This window comes from Lactobacillus kimbladii (assembly GCF_000970755.1).
In the GTDB taxonomy this organism is placed as follows: domain Bacteria; phylum Bacillota; class Bacilli; order Lactobacillales; family Lactobacillaceae; genus Lactobacillus; species Lactobacillus kimbladii.
The window spans coordinates 1,712,214-1,727,374 of sequence record NZ_KQ034007.1; the positions used below are offsets into that span (position 1 = coordinate 1,712,214).

General features: G+C 36.3%; 13 protein-coding genes. 4 read left to right on the plus strand and 9 right to left on the minus strand.

Translation table 11 applies throughout. The features are described 5' to 3' along the window. The 9 genes from JF75_RS08495 to JF75_RS08535 form a co-directional block, all read right to left on the minus strand. Positions 1-788: SLAP domain-containing protein (locus JF75_RS08495; protein WP_046332639.1), on the minus strand; the 788-nt coding region annotated here is incomplete at its 3' end. 723 nt (positions 789-1,511) lie between these two features. Then, complete coding sequence (locus tag JF75_RS08500; RefSeq protein WP_046332640.1) at positions 1,512-3,341, minus strand: cation:proton antiporter family protein; 1,830 nt, start codon at positions 3,339-3,341, stop codon at positions 1,512-1,514. 146 nt (positions 3,342-3,487) lie between these two features. Further along, complete coding sequence (locus tag JF75_RS08505) at positions 3,488-4,681, minus strand: SLAP domain-containing protein (protein ID WP_046332641.1); 1,194 nt, start codon at positions 4,679-4,681, stop codon at positions 3,488-3,490. Between the two features lie 45 nt (positions 4,682-4,726). Then, positions 4,727-5,944 carry an SLAP domain-containing protein gene (locus JF75_RS08510; protein WP_046332642.1) on the minus strand — a complete coding sequence of 406 codons (1,218 nt, stop codon included), beginning with the start codon at positions 5,942-5,944 and terminating at the stop codon, positions 4,727-4,729. 122 nt (positions 5,945-6,066) lie between these two features. Further along, positions 6,067-6,558: a sigma-70 RNA polymerase sigma factor region 4 domain-containing protein gene (locus JF75_RS08515; RefSeq protein ID WP_046332643.1), complete on the minus strand. Its 492-nt coding sequence runs from the start codon at positions 6,556-6,558 to the stop codon at positions 6,067-6,069. A gap of 232 nt (positions 6,559-6,790) precedes the next feature. Next, the gene (locus JF75_RS08520; RefSeq protein WP_046332644.1) at positions 6,791-7,633 is read right to left on the minus strand and encodes a hypothetical protein; all 843 of its coding nucleotides are present in this window, start codon (positions 7,631-7,633) and stop codon (positions 6,791-6,793) included. A 151-nt stretch (positions 7,634-7,784) separates the two neighbouring features. Further along, positions 7,785-9,596, minus strand: coding sequence for an SLAP domain-containing protein (locus JF75_RS08525; RefSeq protein WP_046332645.1), 1,812 nt, complete (start codon positions 9,594-9,596; stop codon positions 7,785-7,787). Between the two features lie 518 nt (positions 9,597-10,114). After that, complete coding sequence (locus tag JF75_RS08530; protein WP_046332993.1) at positions 10,115-10,363, minus strand: DUF2922 domain-containing protein; 249 nt, start codon at positions 10,361-10,363, stop codon at positions 10,115-10,117. A 43-nt stretch (positions 10,364-10,406) separates the two neighbouring features. Next, entirely contained in the window at positions 10,407-10,625 is a 219-nt protein-coding gene (locus tag JF75_RS08535) for a DUF1659 domain-containing protein (RefSeq protein WP_034978218.1), read from the minus strand. Positions 10,626-10,829: 204 nt separating this feature from the next. On the opposite strand from JF75_RS08535, the gene JF75_RS08540 reads away from it, so the two are divergent. From JF75_RS08540 to JF75_RS08555, 4 genes are all read left to right on the plus strand, one after another. After that, entirely contained in the window at positions 10,830-11,693 is an 864-nt protein-coding gene (locus tag JF75_RS08540; protein ID WP_046332646.1) for a hypothetical protein, read from the plus strand. A 231-nt stretch (positions 11,694-11,924) separates the two neighbouring features. Beyond that, on the plus strand, positions 11,925-12,371 hold the full coding sequence (locus tag JF75_RS08545) for a hypothetical protein (protein WP_046332647.1): 447 nt from the start codon (positions 11,925-11,927) through the stop codon (positions 12,369-12,371). A 121-nt stretch (positions 12,372-12,492) separates the two neighbouring features. Next, complete coding sequence (locus JF75_RS08550; protein WP_046332648.1) at positions 12,493-14,523, plus strand: KUP/HAK/KT family potassium transporter; 2,031 nt, start codon at positions 12,493-12,495, stop codon at positions 14,521-14,523. A 185-nt stretch (positions 14,524-14,708) separates the two neighbouring features. Continuing rightward, complete coding sequence (locus JF75_RS08555) at positions 14,709-14,909, plus strand: hypothetical protein (protein WP_046332649.1); 201 nt, start codon at positions 14,709-14,711, stop codon at positions 14,907-14,909. The last annotated feature ends 252 nt before the right edge of the window (positions 14,910-15,161 follow it).

The following is a 15,161-nucleotide window of genomic DNA, read 5'->3' on the forward strand; positions in this document are numbered from 1 at the left end:
TTTGAACTGTTTGATGGGTTTGAGCTGTCGGAGCCATTTGAACTGTTTGATGGGTTTGAGCTGTCGGAGCCATTTGAACTGGTTGAGCCAGTTGAACCTGATGGGGTTGAACCTGTATTACTTGAACCAGTGTTATTTGAACCTGTTGTAGGAGTTGAACTGTTTGAGCTATTTGAAGCGTTTGAACCGTTTGAGCTTGTTGAAGAGTTGCTACCATTTGAACCGGTTGAACCATTAGAACCATTTGAACTAGTTGAAGGGTTTGAATTTGGCTTTGGTGTAGCCTTCTTCTTAGCTAAAGCACTAGCTTTAATGTAACCAGCTGAGGTTAAGTAGTACTTCTTGCCCTTGATTTTGACAGCTTTACCATAGATCTTGATCTTTTTGCCTTTAAGAACTTTACCGTTCTTTATAGCTTTACCACTTCTTGTAACTAAAGTTGTGTTCTTAGCTACTTTAGCACCTTTACCAGTAACATTGACTGCTTTAATGTATTCGTTCTTGCCAATCTTATAGTAAACTTTTCCTTTAATAGTCTTTTTACCAAGAACTTTTACCTTTTTACCGGCTTTAACAAGTTTCTTAGTTTTAACTAATTTCTTGCCTTTTTTCTTGTAAACAGCAGAATTTGCATGAACTTTCTTAGTCTTTGCAGTTTTCTTAGCTGCGCTAACTTCAGTTGGCGCATTACTTAAAGAGTTGTTTGGTGTTTGATTAGCACCAACAGCTAATAATGCAGCACCAGCTACTGATACTATCATTTTCTTGTAAAAACTATTTTTACCCATTTTTGAAACTTCCTTTTAGTACTAAATTTCAACGTTCTCAATTTAAAAATAAGAACAATATAACTTTATTAAGCTACCTAGGATTCATTCTATCACCATAAACACTCAAAAAAAAGGTTTTAATTTTAATAAATAAAGAACTTTCTAAGTTTAAATCAAAAATCAAGATATATTATTGTTATTTTATTAGTTTTGCTATTGTATATGCTAAATGCACAAACTTTTATTGCTATTTTTTAATCAAATAAAATTACAGTTAATGTTCAAATATTATATATACCTTTGTATCAGGAAATGTAATAAACTATGCTTATTAATAAAAATCATTCACTCAACTCTTTTTATCTAATATTTAAATTAGCCGAATATAATATGTTTTTTCATAAATAATGTTAATTATTGTTATTTAAATGTAACTAAAAACTTTTATAAAAATTTGTTCATAATATGTTTTTTCTTTATTTCATTTAAACCGTTCAGAATACTAATACACTATACCCATAAGCTTGTTACAGTTCCCTTCGTTCTAATGTTCTTGCATTCTCTTTTAGCTACATTAATTGTAGTTGGTGCAGTTTTAAAGAAAAAAATCACTCACCTTTTATTTTTTGTAACAATATTCGGATAAAGAATGCAATATCAAAAAAGGACTAACTCTTATCGTATAGGAAGTTAGTCCTTAGTTAGATTTCAAATTTGGCAGCTCGATAGCAAATAATAAAATTACTTATTGCCGATTACTCTACGAATACGGTCAGCAACCTGATACTTAGCAGTAAATATCAATTCGTCTCCCATTTCAATAACCGTATGCCCATGTGGGACCAGCCACTCTTGTCCTCGGCGAATACGGCTGATAGTGATGTCACTTGCTAGATCCCAATCCATTAATTGACGGTCTGAATACTGCCTATTGCGGACAACAACAGAATAGACCGCATTTTTGGTATCGCTCATCACATTATAAACAGCGGGCGATTCTATTAGGGCTCGCAAAAAGGATGAAGTAACATTGCTCAAATCAAAAACTTCCATGCCGTTGCTGCGCAATTGTTCAACCTTAGCAATATCTGCACGTTTTTGACAAATAATAATGCGTTTAAAATTACCCTTAGCTTTTGCCAATTGCCCCAGTCGTAAATTAGTTTCGTCAGACCTCATAGCCGCAACAAATATATTTCCAGAAAAAGCATCAGATTGACTCAGCTTTGCTGCATCTAGTTTAGGTAGTAATTTTAAATTTGGAACCCGGCTTTTATAAATATTATAGTGTTCACTACTGGTAGTATACATTTGAACCGAATACCAATTATCATGCAAATCAAGCATGACCGGAACTGTTAGAGCATTAGTGCCTATAATTACCACTTTTTCCTTGATACGATCCTCTGCATTTAATTTAAATATTGCATTAAAAAGTATCGGGCAAAAAATGCAAACTATCACAGCAGCCAGTATAAAAACATCAGATTGCAAGCGCGTAATTACATTTAGTTTCCTTGCCACTGCTAAAGTTGGCAAAACAATGGTGATCGTGGTTGCAGTCAAAAAGCCACCCGCAAAACCATTTCTGAAACCAAACTTTCTGGCATAAACTAACGCAACAGGCAATTTTGCCAGAAATAAAAACAGAACTAATATTGGTAACAGAATTAAAGAGTTGGGATGTGCCAAAAGTGACCTTAAATTGAGTTTAACTCCCGTCATAATGAAGAAAATAGGAATAAAAAAACCATAGCCAATTGAAGTTAACTTATCAGCAGTTTCCTGACTAGGCTCCAGCAGCTTCATGACAATACCGGCTAAAAATGCTCCCAAAATATTTTCTACTCCGACTCTTTCAGCAACTGTTACTAAAGCAAAAATTAAGAAAAAGGCTAACCGAACATCTAACTGCGTAGTTGACTTGGTCACTTTAACAAACCACAAATAAGGTTGCTTAAAGTGCCACAACAGTAAAATAGCCACGCCAAAAAGCAAAATAATGAGCCACAATTGTCTAGTATTGCCACCATTAATCGCAGCATAAACCGTCAGCAGCATTAAGGGAATTACTTCTCCTAAAACTGCAGTCAATAAAATCGTCTGACCTATCGGTCTATTTAAAATGTCTTTTTCTTTTAAGGTCGCAATGACTACTCCCAGTGCAATAGTCATGAAAATAATGGTTGCAAGCATCGTATCGCCAAATAAGCCAAGCCATTTTAAAACTAATGCGAGGCAGACAGATAAAAGGGCTACACCAAAAAATGCTTCTAAAGCAATTTTAAAGGGAGATATCTGCCCCGGCTTTTTTTCTTGTTTATGCTTTGGTTTCAGCAAATCAAAGTTGATTTCCATCCCTGACAAAAACAATAGCAAAATGACGCCCAAATTTGATAAAAACGCGAGATCATGTGTTGGCTGTACAATGTTAAAACCACTGGCACCAAGAATGATACCAATGATAATTTCTGCAACGGCCGTAGGAACAGCATTTACCTTTAATCGGGCCATTAAGATAGGAACAATTAGGGCAAACAAAACCACTAAGAATAAAGACAACTGTGCCACCAGGATTACCTCCTCATTTATTCTTAGTCGATTATACAAAATATTGACGAGCAGAGAAAATAAAAAGGGGTAGCGAGTATTCAATAAATTAAAATCTGTCACACATAAAAACAGGTCACGATAATTATCATGACCTGTTTATTTAATTAAAAATTGGCTGCTTTAACAAAGCGATTAGTATCAATTGGATAGTACTTATTGCCATTAATATTGAGGCGACCACCATATGTCCGAACGGATTTGCCCCTTAAAAGCTTGGTAGTGCCAATACGAATTCCGGTAGTATCGTAAATATAAGCATTATGAGTTAACACACGCTTTGAACCAACAATATTGCTAGCTACAACGTATTCATTTTCCCCTATTTGGAGATATTTTTTACCGTTTATTATTTTTTCTTGTGCCACAGTTACAACTGTCCCAGCGGTTTTTAATGCCGCATCAGTGCGTTTACCTTGAGCATCATATGTATAAGCATCATGCATCAAAGTTTTCTTACCAGTCGGCGCTTGAGAAACAGGGTCGGAATCAGTTGTAGGTGTATTCGCTGAATCAGTTGAATCATTTGGATCAGTTGAATCTGCTGTATTTGATGAATCATCAGTAACCGTGCTGTCATCAGGAACGGTAGAAGTAATGGTTTCTGCTGCCTGTAAATCGTAATAGTGCTTCAAAAGTGAGTAAAAGTCATTCATGGAATAACCCCATTTTTTGAAGTAGCCGTCAGGGTCGGTATGGTTAGTACCTCCTAAAAAGCGCGATACGGCATGATGGGACCAGATTGTTCCTTTACCAGTATGAGATGCATTAGAAGGCTTGATGTTATATCGGTGCAACAACTTAGCCGCATAAATGGCATCGTTATTCACACTTTTAGCAAATTTCTTTCTAGTAGTTTCTTGACAAAGTTCAATTTGAATAAAGCGGTTGTTGGCCACTGCTCCAGCGCCCCAAACGCCATAGTTAGGAGTCATCATTTGGATAACCTCCTTGTGATCAACAAAAGCGTGAACATAAGAGTACATATGTTTCCATTCACGATTAAAGTAAATAGCCTCATTGTATGCGGAAGCCCCAGGAGTTGCAGTTTCATGAATTACAATACCTTCCGGCTTCCCTTTTCTGTACTTAATTTTATTACCATGAGCGTAAAACTTGTTATACTTAATGTTCTGCGTTTGGAGCATTTTATGTAAGAAAGTAACGCCAACATAGCTGTTTTGCTTAGCAATTGAGTTGATAGAGGCAGCTTCTACTACCTGAGATTGATTGACGTTAAAAATAGGTGCAACTAAACCTACTCCGAGAGCAACAGTAGTTATTAGTTTCTTTATCTTCATCTAATTTTTTCATTCCTTATTTTGTTTGTGAGAAATTAACTTTGTCTAGAAATTGCCTTTCTTAATATACTGGTGAATACCTACCCGATAATACTTAAGTCCGTATATTGAAATTGCTCCACCGTAGGTTGCGACAGATTGATCCTTCTTAAACACCTTTTTATTGTCACGATTGCCATAATCGTTGTAAACAAAAGCATTTTTCTTGAGAAGTCTCATAGTGCCGTCAATATTACCACTGGCAATGTACTGATTTTCACCAACCCGATAATACTTTTTGCCCTTAATAGTTTTAGTGCCATAGGTAGCAATCACCTTGCCGGTATTACCTACTTTAATTGCCTTAGCCTTTTTTACACGCTTGCCTTTGGAATTATAAACATAAGCATTATGCATCAAAGTCTTGTTAACTTTTTTCTCACCCTTTGGAGCCTGAGAAGCTGGTGGAAGAGCACTGCCCATATTTAAAATAGTATCGTTAACCCAGCCTTTACCGGCAATGTATAAACGCTTTTTGCCGTTATAAAAAGTAATGGTCTTAGTTACAGTAACTGCATCGCCTTTAACAACTGAATTGGTTTTGGCAGATACTGAGTGATCAGTTGGCCAAGCATAGGTGGCACCTGCTTTTTTAACCACATAAGATTTACTAGAATTTGAAATCTTAGGATCGTATTGCGTTAAGTTTGAAGTGGTTATTCTGGTATTTAAAATAGTGTTGTAATTATTCGCGGTAGCGTATGTACCAGTTAAAGCCTTAGTGGCATCTGTATAAGAAGCAGCATTTTCGAGCCATGCTCCTTTGTAGCGCTCTGGCTGCCAAGTAACACCTAAACGAAGTTTTTTACCATTATCATCAAATGAGTCCTGATAGGCATTGTATTTTCTAAACTTCGCTGTCACGTAATAGCTCTTGCCGTTTTTGTCTTCTTCACGTGTTTTAGAAGAATATGTGGCTCCTTGCCAACTGGCATCAGCTTTCATCCCAAATAAATTATTGGCATTAACAGCCAGACCAGATTTGCCCCAGTTAGATTCCACAATTGCCTGTGCAATCATAACTGAAGGGTATAAGCCGTATTTTTTAGAAACTTTTTGTGCTTGCTTAACAGCAGTGTTTAAAAATGTTGTTTCATCTGCGCTAGCTGCAGATACTGTCTCAGCTTTTGCTGGAGAATTGGCAATTAAGTTGTTGGTAACTGGCATCAAGAGTGCTGTACTAAGCATAGCCGCTGAAAAACCAGTGATTAGTCTTTTTTTCATAAATAAAATTTCCTCCTTAACCGACATCTTTATTGTATCGGGCAATTAAAGTATTAACAATAGAATCCGCTTATTTGTAGTCAAAAAGTAATATTGCCGATTTTAATATTACAAATAGTAATTTAATTGTCTAAGACTTCTCGTAAATGATACAAAAGATCTCGTTTTAATCTTTGCAGCTGCACTCGGTTGATCTCTGTCTTCTGAGCTAAAGCACTGATTGTTTGACCACCGAGTAAATGATCAAAAAACAACATACGTTCTACCTGCGTCAATTGTGGTAGTTCTTGTTCAAGTGCTAAATGATTATTCCAGTTGTCCAGCAAGCCAACCTGCTCTGTAGAGTCAAAAACAATTTCTTGCTCAGTTATCCGCTTTTGCTTACGCAATAAGTCTAAAGTATGCCAGATAATTTTGCGAAAACTAAGCCGATCAACTTCAGTTCTTGCTCTATTTGCTAACCTCGTTAACATTTCTGCGTAAATTATTATGCCTTCCTGCAAAAAGTCTTCGTAATTAGTATAGTCCATTCTGACATGGGCAGACTTCAATGCGCCTCTGACTAATTTTTGATTATGCCAGGCAGTTATAAATGCTTTTCTATTAATTTTCATTTGTGACATTCCCCTGTTTAAAATATGTCACAAGCGCTTGTGCTCTTATAGATTAGCAATCTTGCTTAAAATTTAAAAAACATAATATTAAGTTCTCACCTGTTAAATTAACAAACATTTAACTTTAGCTTTCAGTTTCTTTAGGCTTGTCTCATATACCATAATTACAATAAATTCACGGGTTAAAAAAGAGTAAAAAAATACACGAACTTCGTAAAGATCGTGCGTTTTCTTAAAATAGAGTATCGGGACGCTTACTGTTTGAATAAGCAGACTTGTGAGCATCAGAAATTAATGGCAGTTCATAATAATCAGCCAAATAATTGCCATATCGCGCATGCTTTTTATCCAGTAATTCATTCATTACTGTTTTTAATGATAATGCTTCAAGAGATTGGTGTGGATGAAAGTAAGAAGATTGATCGATAAGAGAATCTCCGACAGACCTTTTAACCCGCCAGCCCAAATTACTTTTTAAATGTAGTGTACCTAAGAGATAAAGCGCGTGATTAAAAAATAAACTATCGCTTACTTTGCGGGGAATGTGACGGCTGCAATTATCATACGTAAAAATATAACTGAAGCTATTAGTGGTCAAAGATTCAAAAGCAGTTACATTATTTCGGAGTGACTCGAAACTTGCCATATTATGCAAAGCAATCCAGTCAATATTACCAGTATTATAACTACGCAAGGAAAAATAAGCTAGGCGGCCTGTAGCAATGACGTTGTGCCCAACTAAATTAATCTTACGCGCAAATTCTCTTTGAAATTCCAGCCCTGCAAATAAACAATTCTGTGCAAAAGATGTTAAATGCGCCTGAGTGCTGCGACAACTTAAAACAATACCCTGATTACAGTCAAAAATCACACTTTTGTATTTGCCTAAAAGTGGTTGTTTCTGAAACTGGTATAAAGCAATAGTTGCAGGATTTACACAATAAAGTTTATCCTCAATTAAGTATTTATCTATTTCTTGATCTATGCCAATTCTTTGACGTAAAAGTTTTTGCGACCAAAAACGATACTTATGTCCACTAGGCAGGTTCCAGATATCACTTTCTTTTTTTAACAATTCATTCCTCTCCTTTAATTAATGTAGACGAATACTATTATACTGTAAATGTTATCGCTTGCATAGATCAATCACAAGTAAACAAATTCAAAAGCACAAAAAAACAGAAGCGATATAATCGCTCCTGTTTCTTAATTAGCTATAAGACTAGTTATTTAGCAAAGTTTGCAACCTTAACGTATTGCTTAGCAGGTCCACCAACTCTGTAGTAAGCCTTACCATTCTTGAATGTGTAAGGTGAACCAAAAGTAGTAACTTGTGAACCAGCCTTCAATACTTTTCTGTTTGCACGCTTCTTGCTGGTCTTGTATACATAAGCGTTGTGGCTCAATGTACGTGAAGTACCATCAATGTTGTCAGCCATTACGTATTGGTTGTCACCAATGCTGTAAACCAAGCTGCCGTCAGCAAGCTTAGTAGCTGCACCGATTACTTCAACAGTGGAGTAAGCACGTAACATGTTAGTACCAACACGCTTGTGATCCTTGTCGTAGATGTATGCGTTGTGCATAACAGTCTTCTTAACCTTATCTGCAGGTTTGAATGAACCGTCAACATACTTGCTTTCTACGTAAAGGTTTGATGTTGCGCTGTTAACACGAGTGTATGACTTGTCGCCAACCTTAATTGGGTCACCAAATGTAGCAATTTGATCACCGTTCTTAACAGTAGTCTTAGAATCAGTTACAGTGTTACCTTCAATCTTGTAAACTGGAACGTCACCATCAGATTGAACAGTCTTGTATTCTGCACCCTTTACACCAACAGTTAAGTAGAATACAGCCTTAGTAGTCTTACCTTCAGCGTTAGTTGCACTTACGGTAACTGGGTACTTACCAGCAACCTTAGTGTTAACTTTACTTACATCAACAGTAGGTGTCATTGGTGTTACGTCAGTAGAACTTACAGTTGTTGCAAATGCTTTAGCAATCGCATCAGTATCTACAGTACCATTAACTGGAACATAGTTGAACTTAACACTGTCTGGAAGTACATCAATGCTCTCAGTACCGTTAAATGATTTGTTACCATTATAACCATTAAGTGTCATTGCTGGGAATGAAGCATCACCCGCAGTTGGATTAGGATTTACTGTTACCATGAAAGTACCAGTCTTACCATTTGTAGCATAGAAGTGCAAAGTAACTGGGAATGAAGCTGCAGGCTTGTCAAAGCTCTCGGCAGCATCATTCTTAGTAGTTACACCAACAGCTTTAAGTGCGTCACGAACATCCTTCTTCACGTCAGTAAAGTGAGCTGTTGCTGGTGTAGTACCGTTAGAAGTAGTAACACCAAGAGTGTACTTGTTTTCAATAGCTTGAGTAACACCTAAAACGCTGTAGCTGTTTGATGAAACATCAACAGATCCAGCATCTACAGCTCTACCAGTAGTTACATCCTTAACGTAAGGAGCACCAGTAAGGGCTGTATTAGCAAGGTTAAATGTATCACTTACTACAGGAGCATTAGAAATAACGCCTGATTTATCTGACTTTCTTGTATATTCAGTAGTGCCAGACTTAAGTGTATATGTAGTATCAGCCTTTAAGCCAGTAATAGTTACGTATACAAGAGCGCGATAAGTTTCTTTAACTGAAAGATTATTAGCATTCTTGCTATCATCAACACCATCTGCAAATGCTGGTGTACCATCTGATTTAACACCAGTCAATTGGGTACTTGTAAATACCTTAGCTGATGAAGTAGATACAGCAGCGCCAGCTGGTAATGTTGGATTTGCTAATGAAACAGTTAACTTAGATGCTGGATCACCATCTGTCAAACTCAATGGATTAGTAACACTAAGCTTAAAAGCTGCAGTAGTAGAACTATTATTAGTGGTTCCACCAACAACAGTAACATTAGTATCAGCAAATACTGTTGATACACCGGCTGCAGCGACTGGAGCAACAGCTAATAAAGCAGCTGCAGCAGCACTAACAATTCTTAAATTTTTCTTCATGTGGTCTTTCCTCCTTGTGTATATACAAAATAGTAATAGGCTATAGGTTCAGTCGTAATGAGCCTACATTGTTACAACACCCTTCAAGCCGAATTCATAAGTTTATAACTCTTATGAGGTAGCTTTCGAGCTGAAGAACGCGCATGCGTACAGGCTTCGAACCTGAAGCATAGCTATTACTTACCACATTTCTTATTGTACCTACCTTTTGCTTAAATTGCAAGACATGTAGTTATTTAACATACTTTTGTAATAAACGCTTACAGCGTTTTTGTTCATTTTTTATTTTTCATGAATTAGTAAACCCCTTAACAGCAATACATTCAATGTTTTTCTGCGCCAATAAAGTTATTTTATTTCCAATTAAATTTTACAGAATAATAACAAAATAATTTGAAACAAAGTAAAATCACGTCAAGCTGATCTTAACGTGATTTCCTATCTAGGGTTATTATTTTGGTCTAAAAAATTGTTTGATTTTAATTATCGTTTCTTTAATGGTCTCCAAAAACTGCAAGTTACATTGACTGACCCTGAGTATTATCGAACAAACTAGTAACAGTTCGTTCAACATATGAAGCAGATTGTGGAGTTTTATACAAATCCACTCCTTCTTGCGCAAATGCTTTTGCATTTGCTATTGTTTCCATTGCATTTTTTACCTCTGTGCCTGCCAAATTAGCGGCAGCATCCGGTAAAGACAAATTAACCTTTTTGTTTGCACCGTTTAGAAATACTAATTGTAAAGTTTTGGTCTTAGTTACCATATTATTTGCTCCTGTCTTAATCATTTTTAGTTGCGAAATTTTATTATTCATCACCAATAGGGATACCTTGTCTTTGAATTAAAGTCGCTGCGCCCAGATCATCACCCTGAAGCTGTGCTAAAGCTGCACCTACTTTAGCCAAACTGCCAGCTGTTGCTCCTTCTCTAACGTTCTTTAAAATTCGTGATTTAGTACCGTCTTTGCTGTATTTGGAATTTAAAAATGTGTATTGGACTGATTGTTCTAATAATGCAAAATTCATATTATCTTTCTTCCTTTTCTAAATAGTGTAATCAACCCGCGCGCCAGATGTCTTACACTATTACTAACGAAAATAGGCGGCAAAATGTAACATTTTTTCTTAAAAAATGGTCACGTAAAGGTGAAAAAACACCATTGAGTAGTCAAATCTGCTTAAACCATCTATAATTAAACTAAGTATTAGTAAGGAGGATAAATTCCTATTATGAAAAAAACGACAATTGGTACGATTATAGCAGTAGTAATTATCGCTATTGGTGGTGGCGTTTTTTACGCAACACAAAAATCCAATAATGATAAAGTTGAAGCTTCCTATAATAGTGCAATGACTACTGGTAAAAATGCGGTTGCTGATAAGGACTATTCAGAAGCAAGCTCTGCATTTGCCAAAGCTTTCAGTATCAAAAAGACTGACCAGGCTAAAGCTTATAAAAACCAGTCGGATAATATGATTTCCGCAATTAACGCAACTAAAAAAGGCAAATATAATGATGCGTTAAACGAAACTGCCAATGTAATTCAAAGAAAAAACGGCTATGCAGTTTTAGTAAAACAAGGTAAAAAATTAAAGACTACTATCGAAGATGTTCAAGATAATTATGACCATGAAATTCAACCAATCTTCCTCGCTGCATCCCAAGCGGAATTAGCTAAGCAATATCTTAAAGCAGCTGACCAATACCAAAAAGTGCTGGATCTGCCTTATATTGACGAACAATATTACAGTCAGTACAAGACAAAAGCAGAAAAAGGTCTCAAAGATAACCAAAAAGCTGCTAAAGAAAATAATAATGGTTCTTCAAGTCAAAGCTACAATTCAATTTCAGGCAAAGGACCAGATACTGGCAATGCTGGTAAAACCGGTGAAGGTTCCATGGGCAACCATAAGGTACATGGTAAAACAGTTACTAATAAGCAAATAGCACAGCTGCGTAAACGTGTAGGCAAGTTTGGCTATGATTCAATGTCTTGGAGTCCGCAAGATTTGATCGATCTATACAGAAAGTCTGGTCGAACTAAACCAAGCAAAATTACCAAACAAGATATTCAAAACTATCTTAAGCCATAACAAACAGTATTAGCCAAAAATTAACATACTGAACCGTCCTGATTACTATTAAGGACGGTTTTTATTTAACCAGTTGGTCTATTTTAATGCAGCTGTAGATAATGCTATAATTTTATTAAAAACCACCATATATAGAAGTTAAACTGCTTCAATAGTTGCTTTTATAGCCTAAACTCTGTAAAATGACTATTGACTTTCACGTTTCCTATTTTTATTAAAGGAGTGTCCGCTTTGACTGAAAAAGAAAATAATAGCAAAGAAAAAGATAACGAAAAAGAACAAGAAAAAAAGGATAAAGAAGAAGAACTCAAGGTTGTCATGCCCGATGCTGAATGGACTACTATGCCAGAAGAAGAGTTTACAGAGCAGCCGGATTATCTTAAAGTTTTCGCTGACTTTTACATTGCTCAGTTTAACCAGCGCGATTTAGAAATCATGAACTTATATGATACCAATTCCAACATGGTTGACATCAACCATTATCTGCTTAATAACATTAAATTCACTCGCAAAGAATTGGTTAAACATGTTTTGCAATATCATGCTCAAAATTTCCAAAGCATAATTGACGAAATCGCTAATAAAGATGGTGTTGATGCAGAAAAAATGACATCATATAGAGACTGGAATAACTGGTACGAAGAGCGTCGTAATAAAATTTCAACTTCTTTATCATAATTTACTTGTACTAAAGCAAAAAAAAGAACAAAATAGATACTTGAATGAGAATGCCAGATTGACATTCTCTTTTACTTAAAAATGAATATTTCAATATTGTCTATGGGAGCACATAATTACTATGGATAAAAAGAAGAAGCGGATTTCGGCTGCCGGTTTGTTAATTACCATCGGTATCGTTTATGGTGATATCGGAACTAGTCCGCTCTATGTAATGAAGTCAATCGTTACGGGTAACGGTGGCATTGCCAATGTTGATCGTGAACTGATTTTAGGATCAATTTCGCTCATTTTCTGGACAGTTACACTACTTACCACCGTTAAATACGTCATGATTGCGCTCAGAGCTACCAACCGTGGTGAAGGTGGTATTTTTGCATTATACGCTTTGGTACGTAAACGAGCCAAATGGCTGGTCATGCCGGCACTGATTGGTGGGGCTGCCCTCTTAGCTGATGGGACATTGACTCCAGCTGTGACGGTCACCACTTCAATTGAGGGACTGAAAAACATGCACTTTGGTTCTCACGTTCCCGTTCCCAACCAAAATGCTGTAATTATAATTACAATTGCGATATTGCTGGTACTGTTTTCAATTCAAATGCTGGGTACCAGCAGCATTGGTAAAGCATTTGGTCCTATTATGTTTGTCTGGTTTACCTTTTTAGGCGTTATCGGTCTCTATAATATGGCTAATGACTGGTCAATTATAGAAGCACTGAATCCCATTTGGGCTGTTAAAATTCTTTTTAGTCCATCTAACAAGGCCGGCATCTTCATTTTAGGTTCAATCTTTCTGGCCACTACAGGTGCAGAAGCGCTATATTCTGATGTTGGTCATGTTGGTAAAGGAAATATTCGCGGATCATGGCCTTATGTTTTTCTCTGCTTGTCCTTAAATTATCTGGGCCAAGGAGTTTGGATTCTGCAAAATCAACATTACCAAACAAATGGTGGTGAACTGAATCCATTCTTTGAAGCTGTACCAGGAAATTTACGACTTTTTGCCATCATTTTGGCTACGGTTGCCGCAATTATTGCATCCCAGGCACTGATTACTGGTTCATTTACATTAGTATCTGAAGCAAGTGGTCTGAAATTTTTACCACGGATGAATATTAATTATCCTACTACTAAGCATGGACAAATTTACATTCCTTCCGTAAACAAAATGATTTGCGTGGCAACTATTGCTATCGTCATTTTCTTTCGGACTTCAGAACACATGGAAGCAGCCTACGGTCTGTCAATCACGGTCACAATGTTAATGACTACCCTGCTTCTGTTTGAGTACTTGGGTTCAAAACACCATCCGTTGATATTGCGCCTATGCTTTTTACTTGCTTTTGGCTTTATCGAAGGCATGTTCTTAATTTCCAGTCTAACCAAATTCATGCATGGCGGTTATGTCACCGTCCTAATTGCCGGTTTCATTGGTGTTATCATGTTCATTTGGTACTTCGGCAATAAAGTCCGCGACAAGCACGAAGGTGCTCATTCCTATGTACGTTTAGATGAATACACCGATATGTTAACGGACCTAAGTCATGATGATGATTACCCTACTTATGCGACTAACTTGGTCTACATGGCTAAAGTTAAATACAATAAATTTATCAAACGTGAAATTATGTACTCCATCTTGGATAAAAGACCTAAACGTGCTCAGGCCTATTGGTTTGTGACAGTTAACATCACGAATGAACCTTTCACAGCCAGATATGCTGTTAATACTTTTGGTACTAAGAATGTCATTAACGTTCAGCTCTATCTTGGGTTCAAGAAACAAACCAGCGTTAACATTTATCTGCGCCAAATAGTCCATGATTTAATTAAAGATGGTACTATCGAAGCACAGCCTCAGGAGTACACTACAACTCCCGGTCGTAAAGTGGGTGACTTCTCATTTGTAATTGTTAATGAAGTTGTCAGTCCTTTAACAAGACTTAAAGGCTTTGAAAAAGTTATGTTAAAAGCACGAGTTTGGTTACAAAACCTGTCTTCTAATCCAGCTTCATGGTTTGGGTTGGAATACACTGACACTGTGGTCGAGGAAGTGCCACTCATTTTAGGTAAACCAAGACACAACTTGCACATCAAGCGGGTTGCACCTCGTGACTATTCCAATCTAAAGAATAAAGAATTTGAATAATATAAAATAGCACCTGTGAATTAATTTTACAGGTGCTATTTTTAGTTAAAGCTGATTCATAACTTGATTTGAGTTAGAATAGTTTTATTTTTATAATAAGAAATATGACTAACTAGCTATAATTAGCGAAAACTTATGTAAACAGATAACAGTTGATCGAGTTAGGATAGTGAGGTGTAAGTACAATGGATAGAAATATTTTTCTTAAGCAAATGATCGCATTTGCTGTGAGTAAAGGCATAAGTGAAGGCCAAGCCCAGCGAATTATGAATAAATATATCGATAAGCTTGAAGTGAGTGACCCCATTGTACAACACATTGGACCTGAATATTATGCTTATCAAATATTAATTAAAGAAAAACTAGTAGATTTTGTGGCTCTTTAATTTTCAAAAATTAATAAAACAATGAAAAGGCACATTGGCTCCATTCAGAGTAATGTGTCTTTTTTAATACAATAAATATCAAAAAGAAGGATTAAAAATCCTTCTTTTCACGTATTGAGTTTCACCTCACGCTAGATATGCCCTATCTTACCTCAAGGGTTTGTAGTCCTGTCATTCTTTCACTTCTATTTGAAGCCCACAGGCGGGTGCAAGTTATATCCACTAACCCACAGATTCATTTACCACAATACT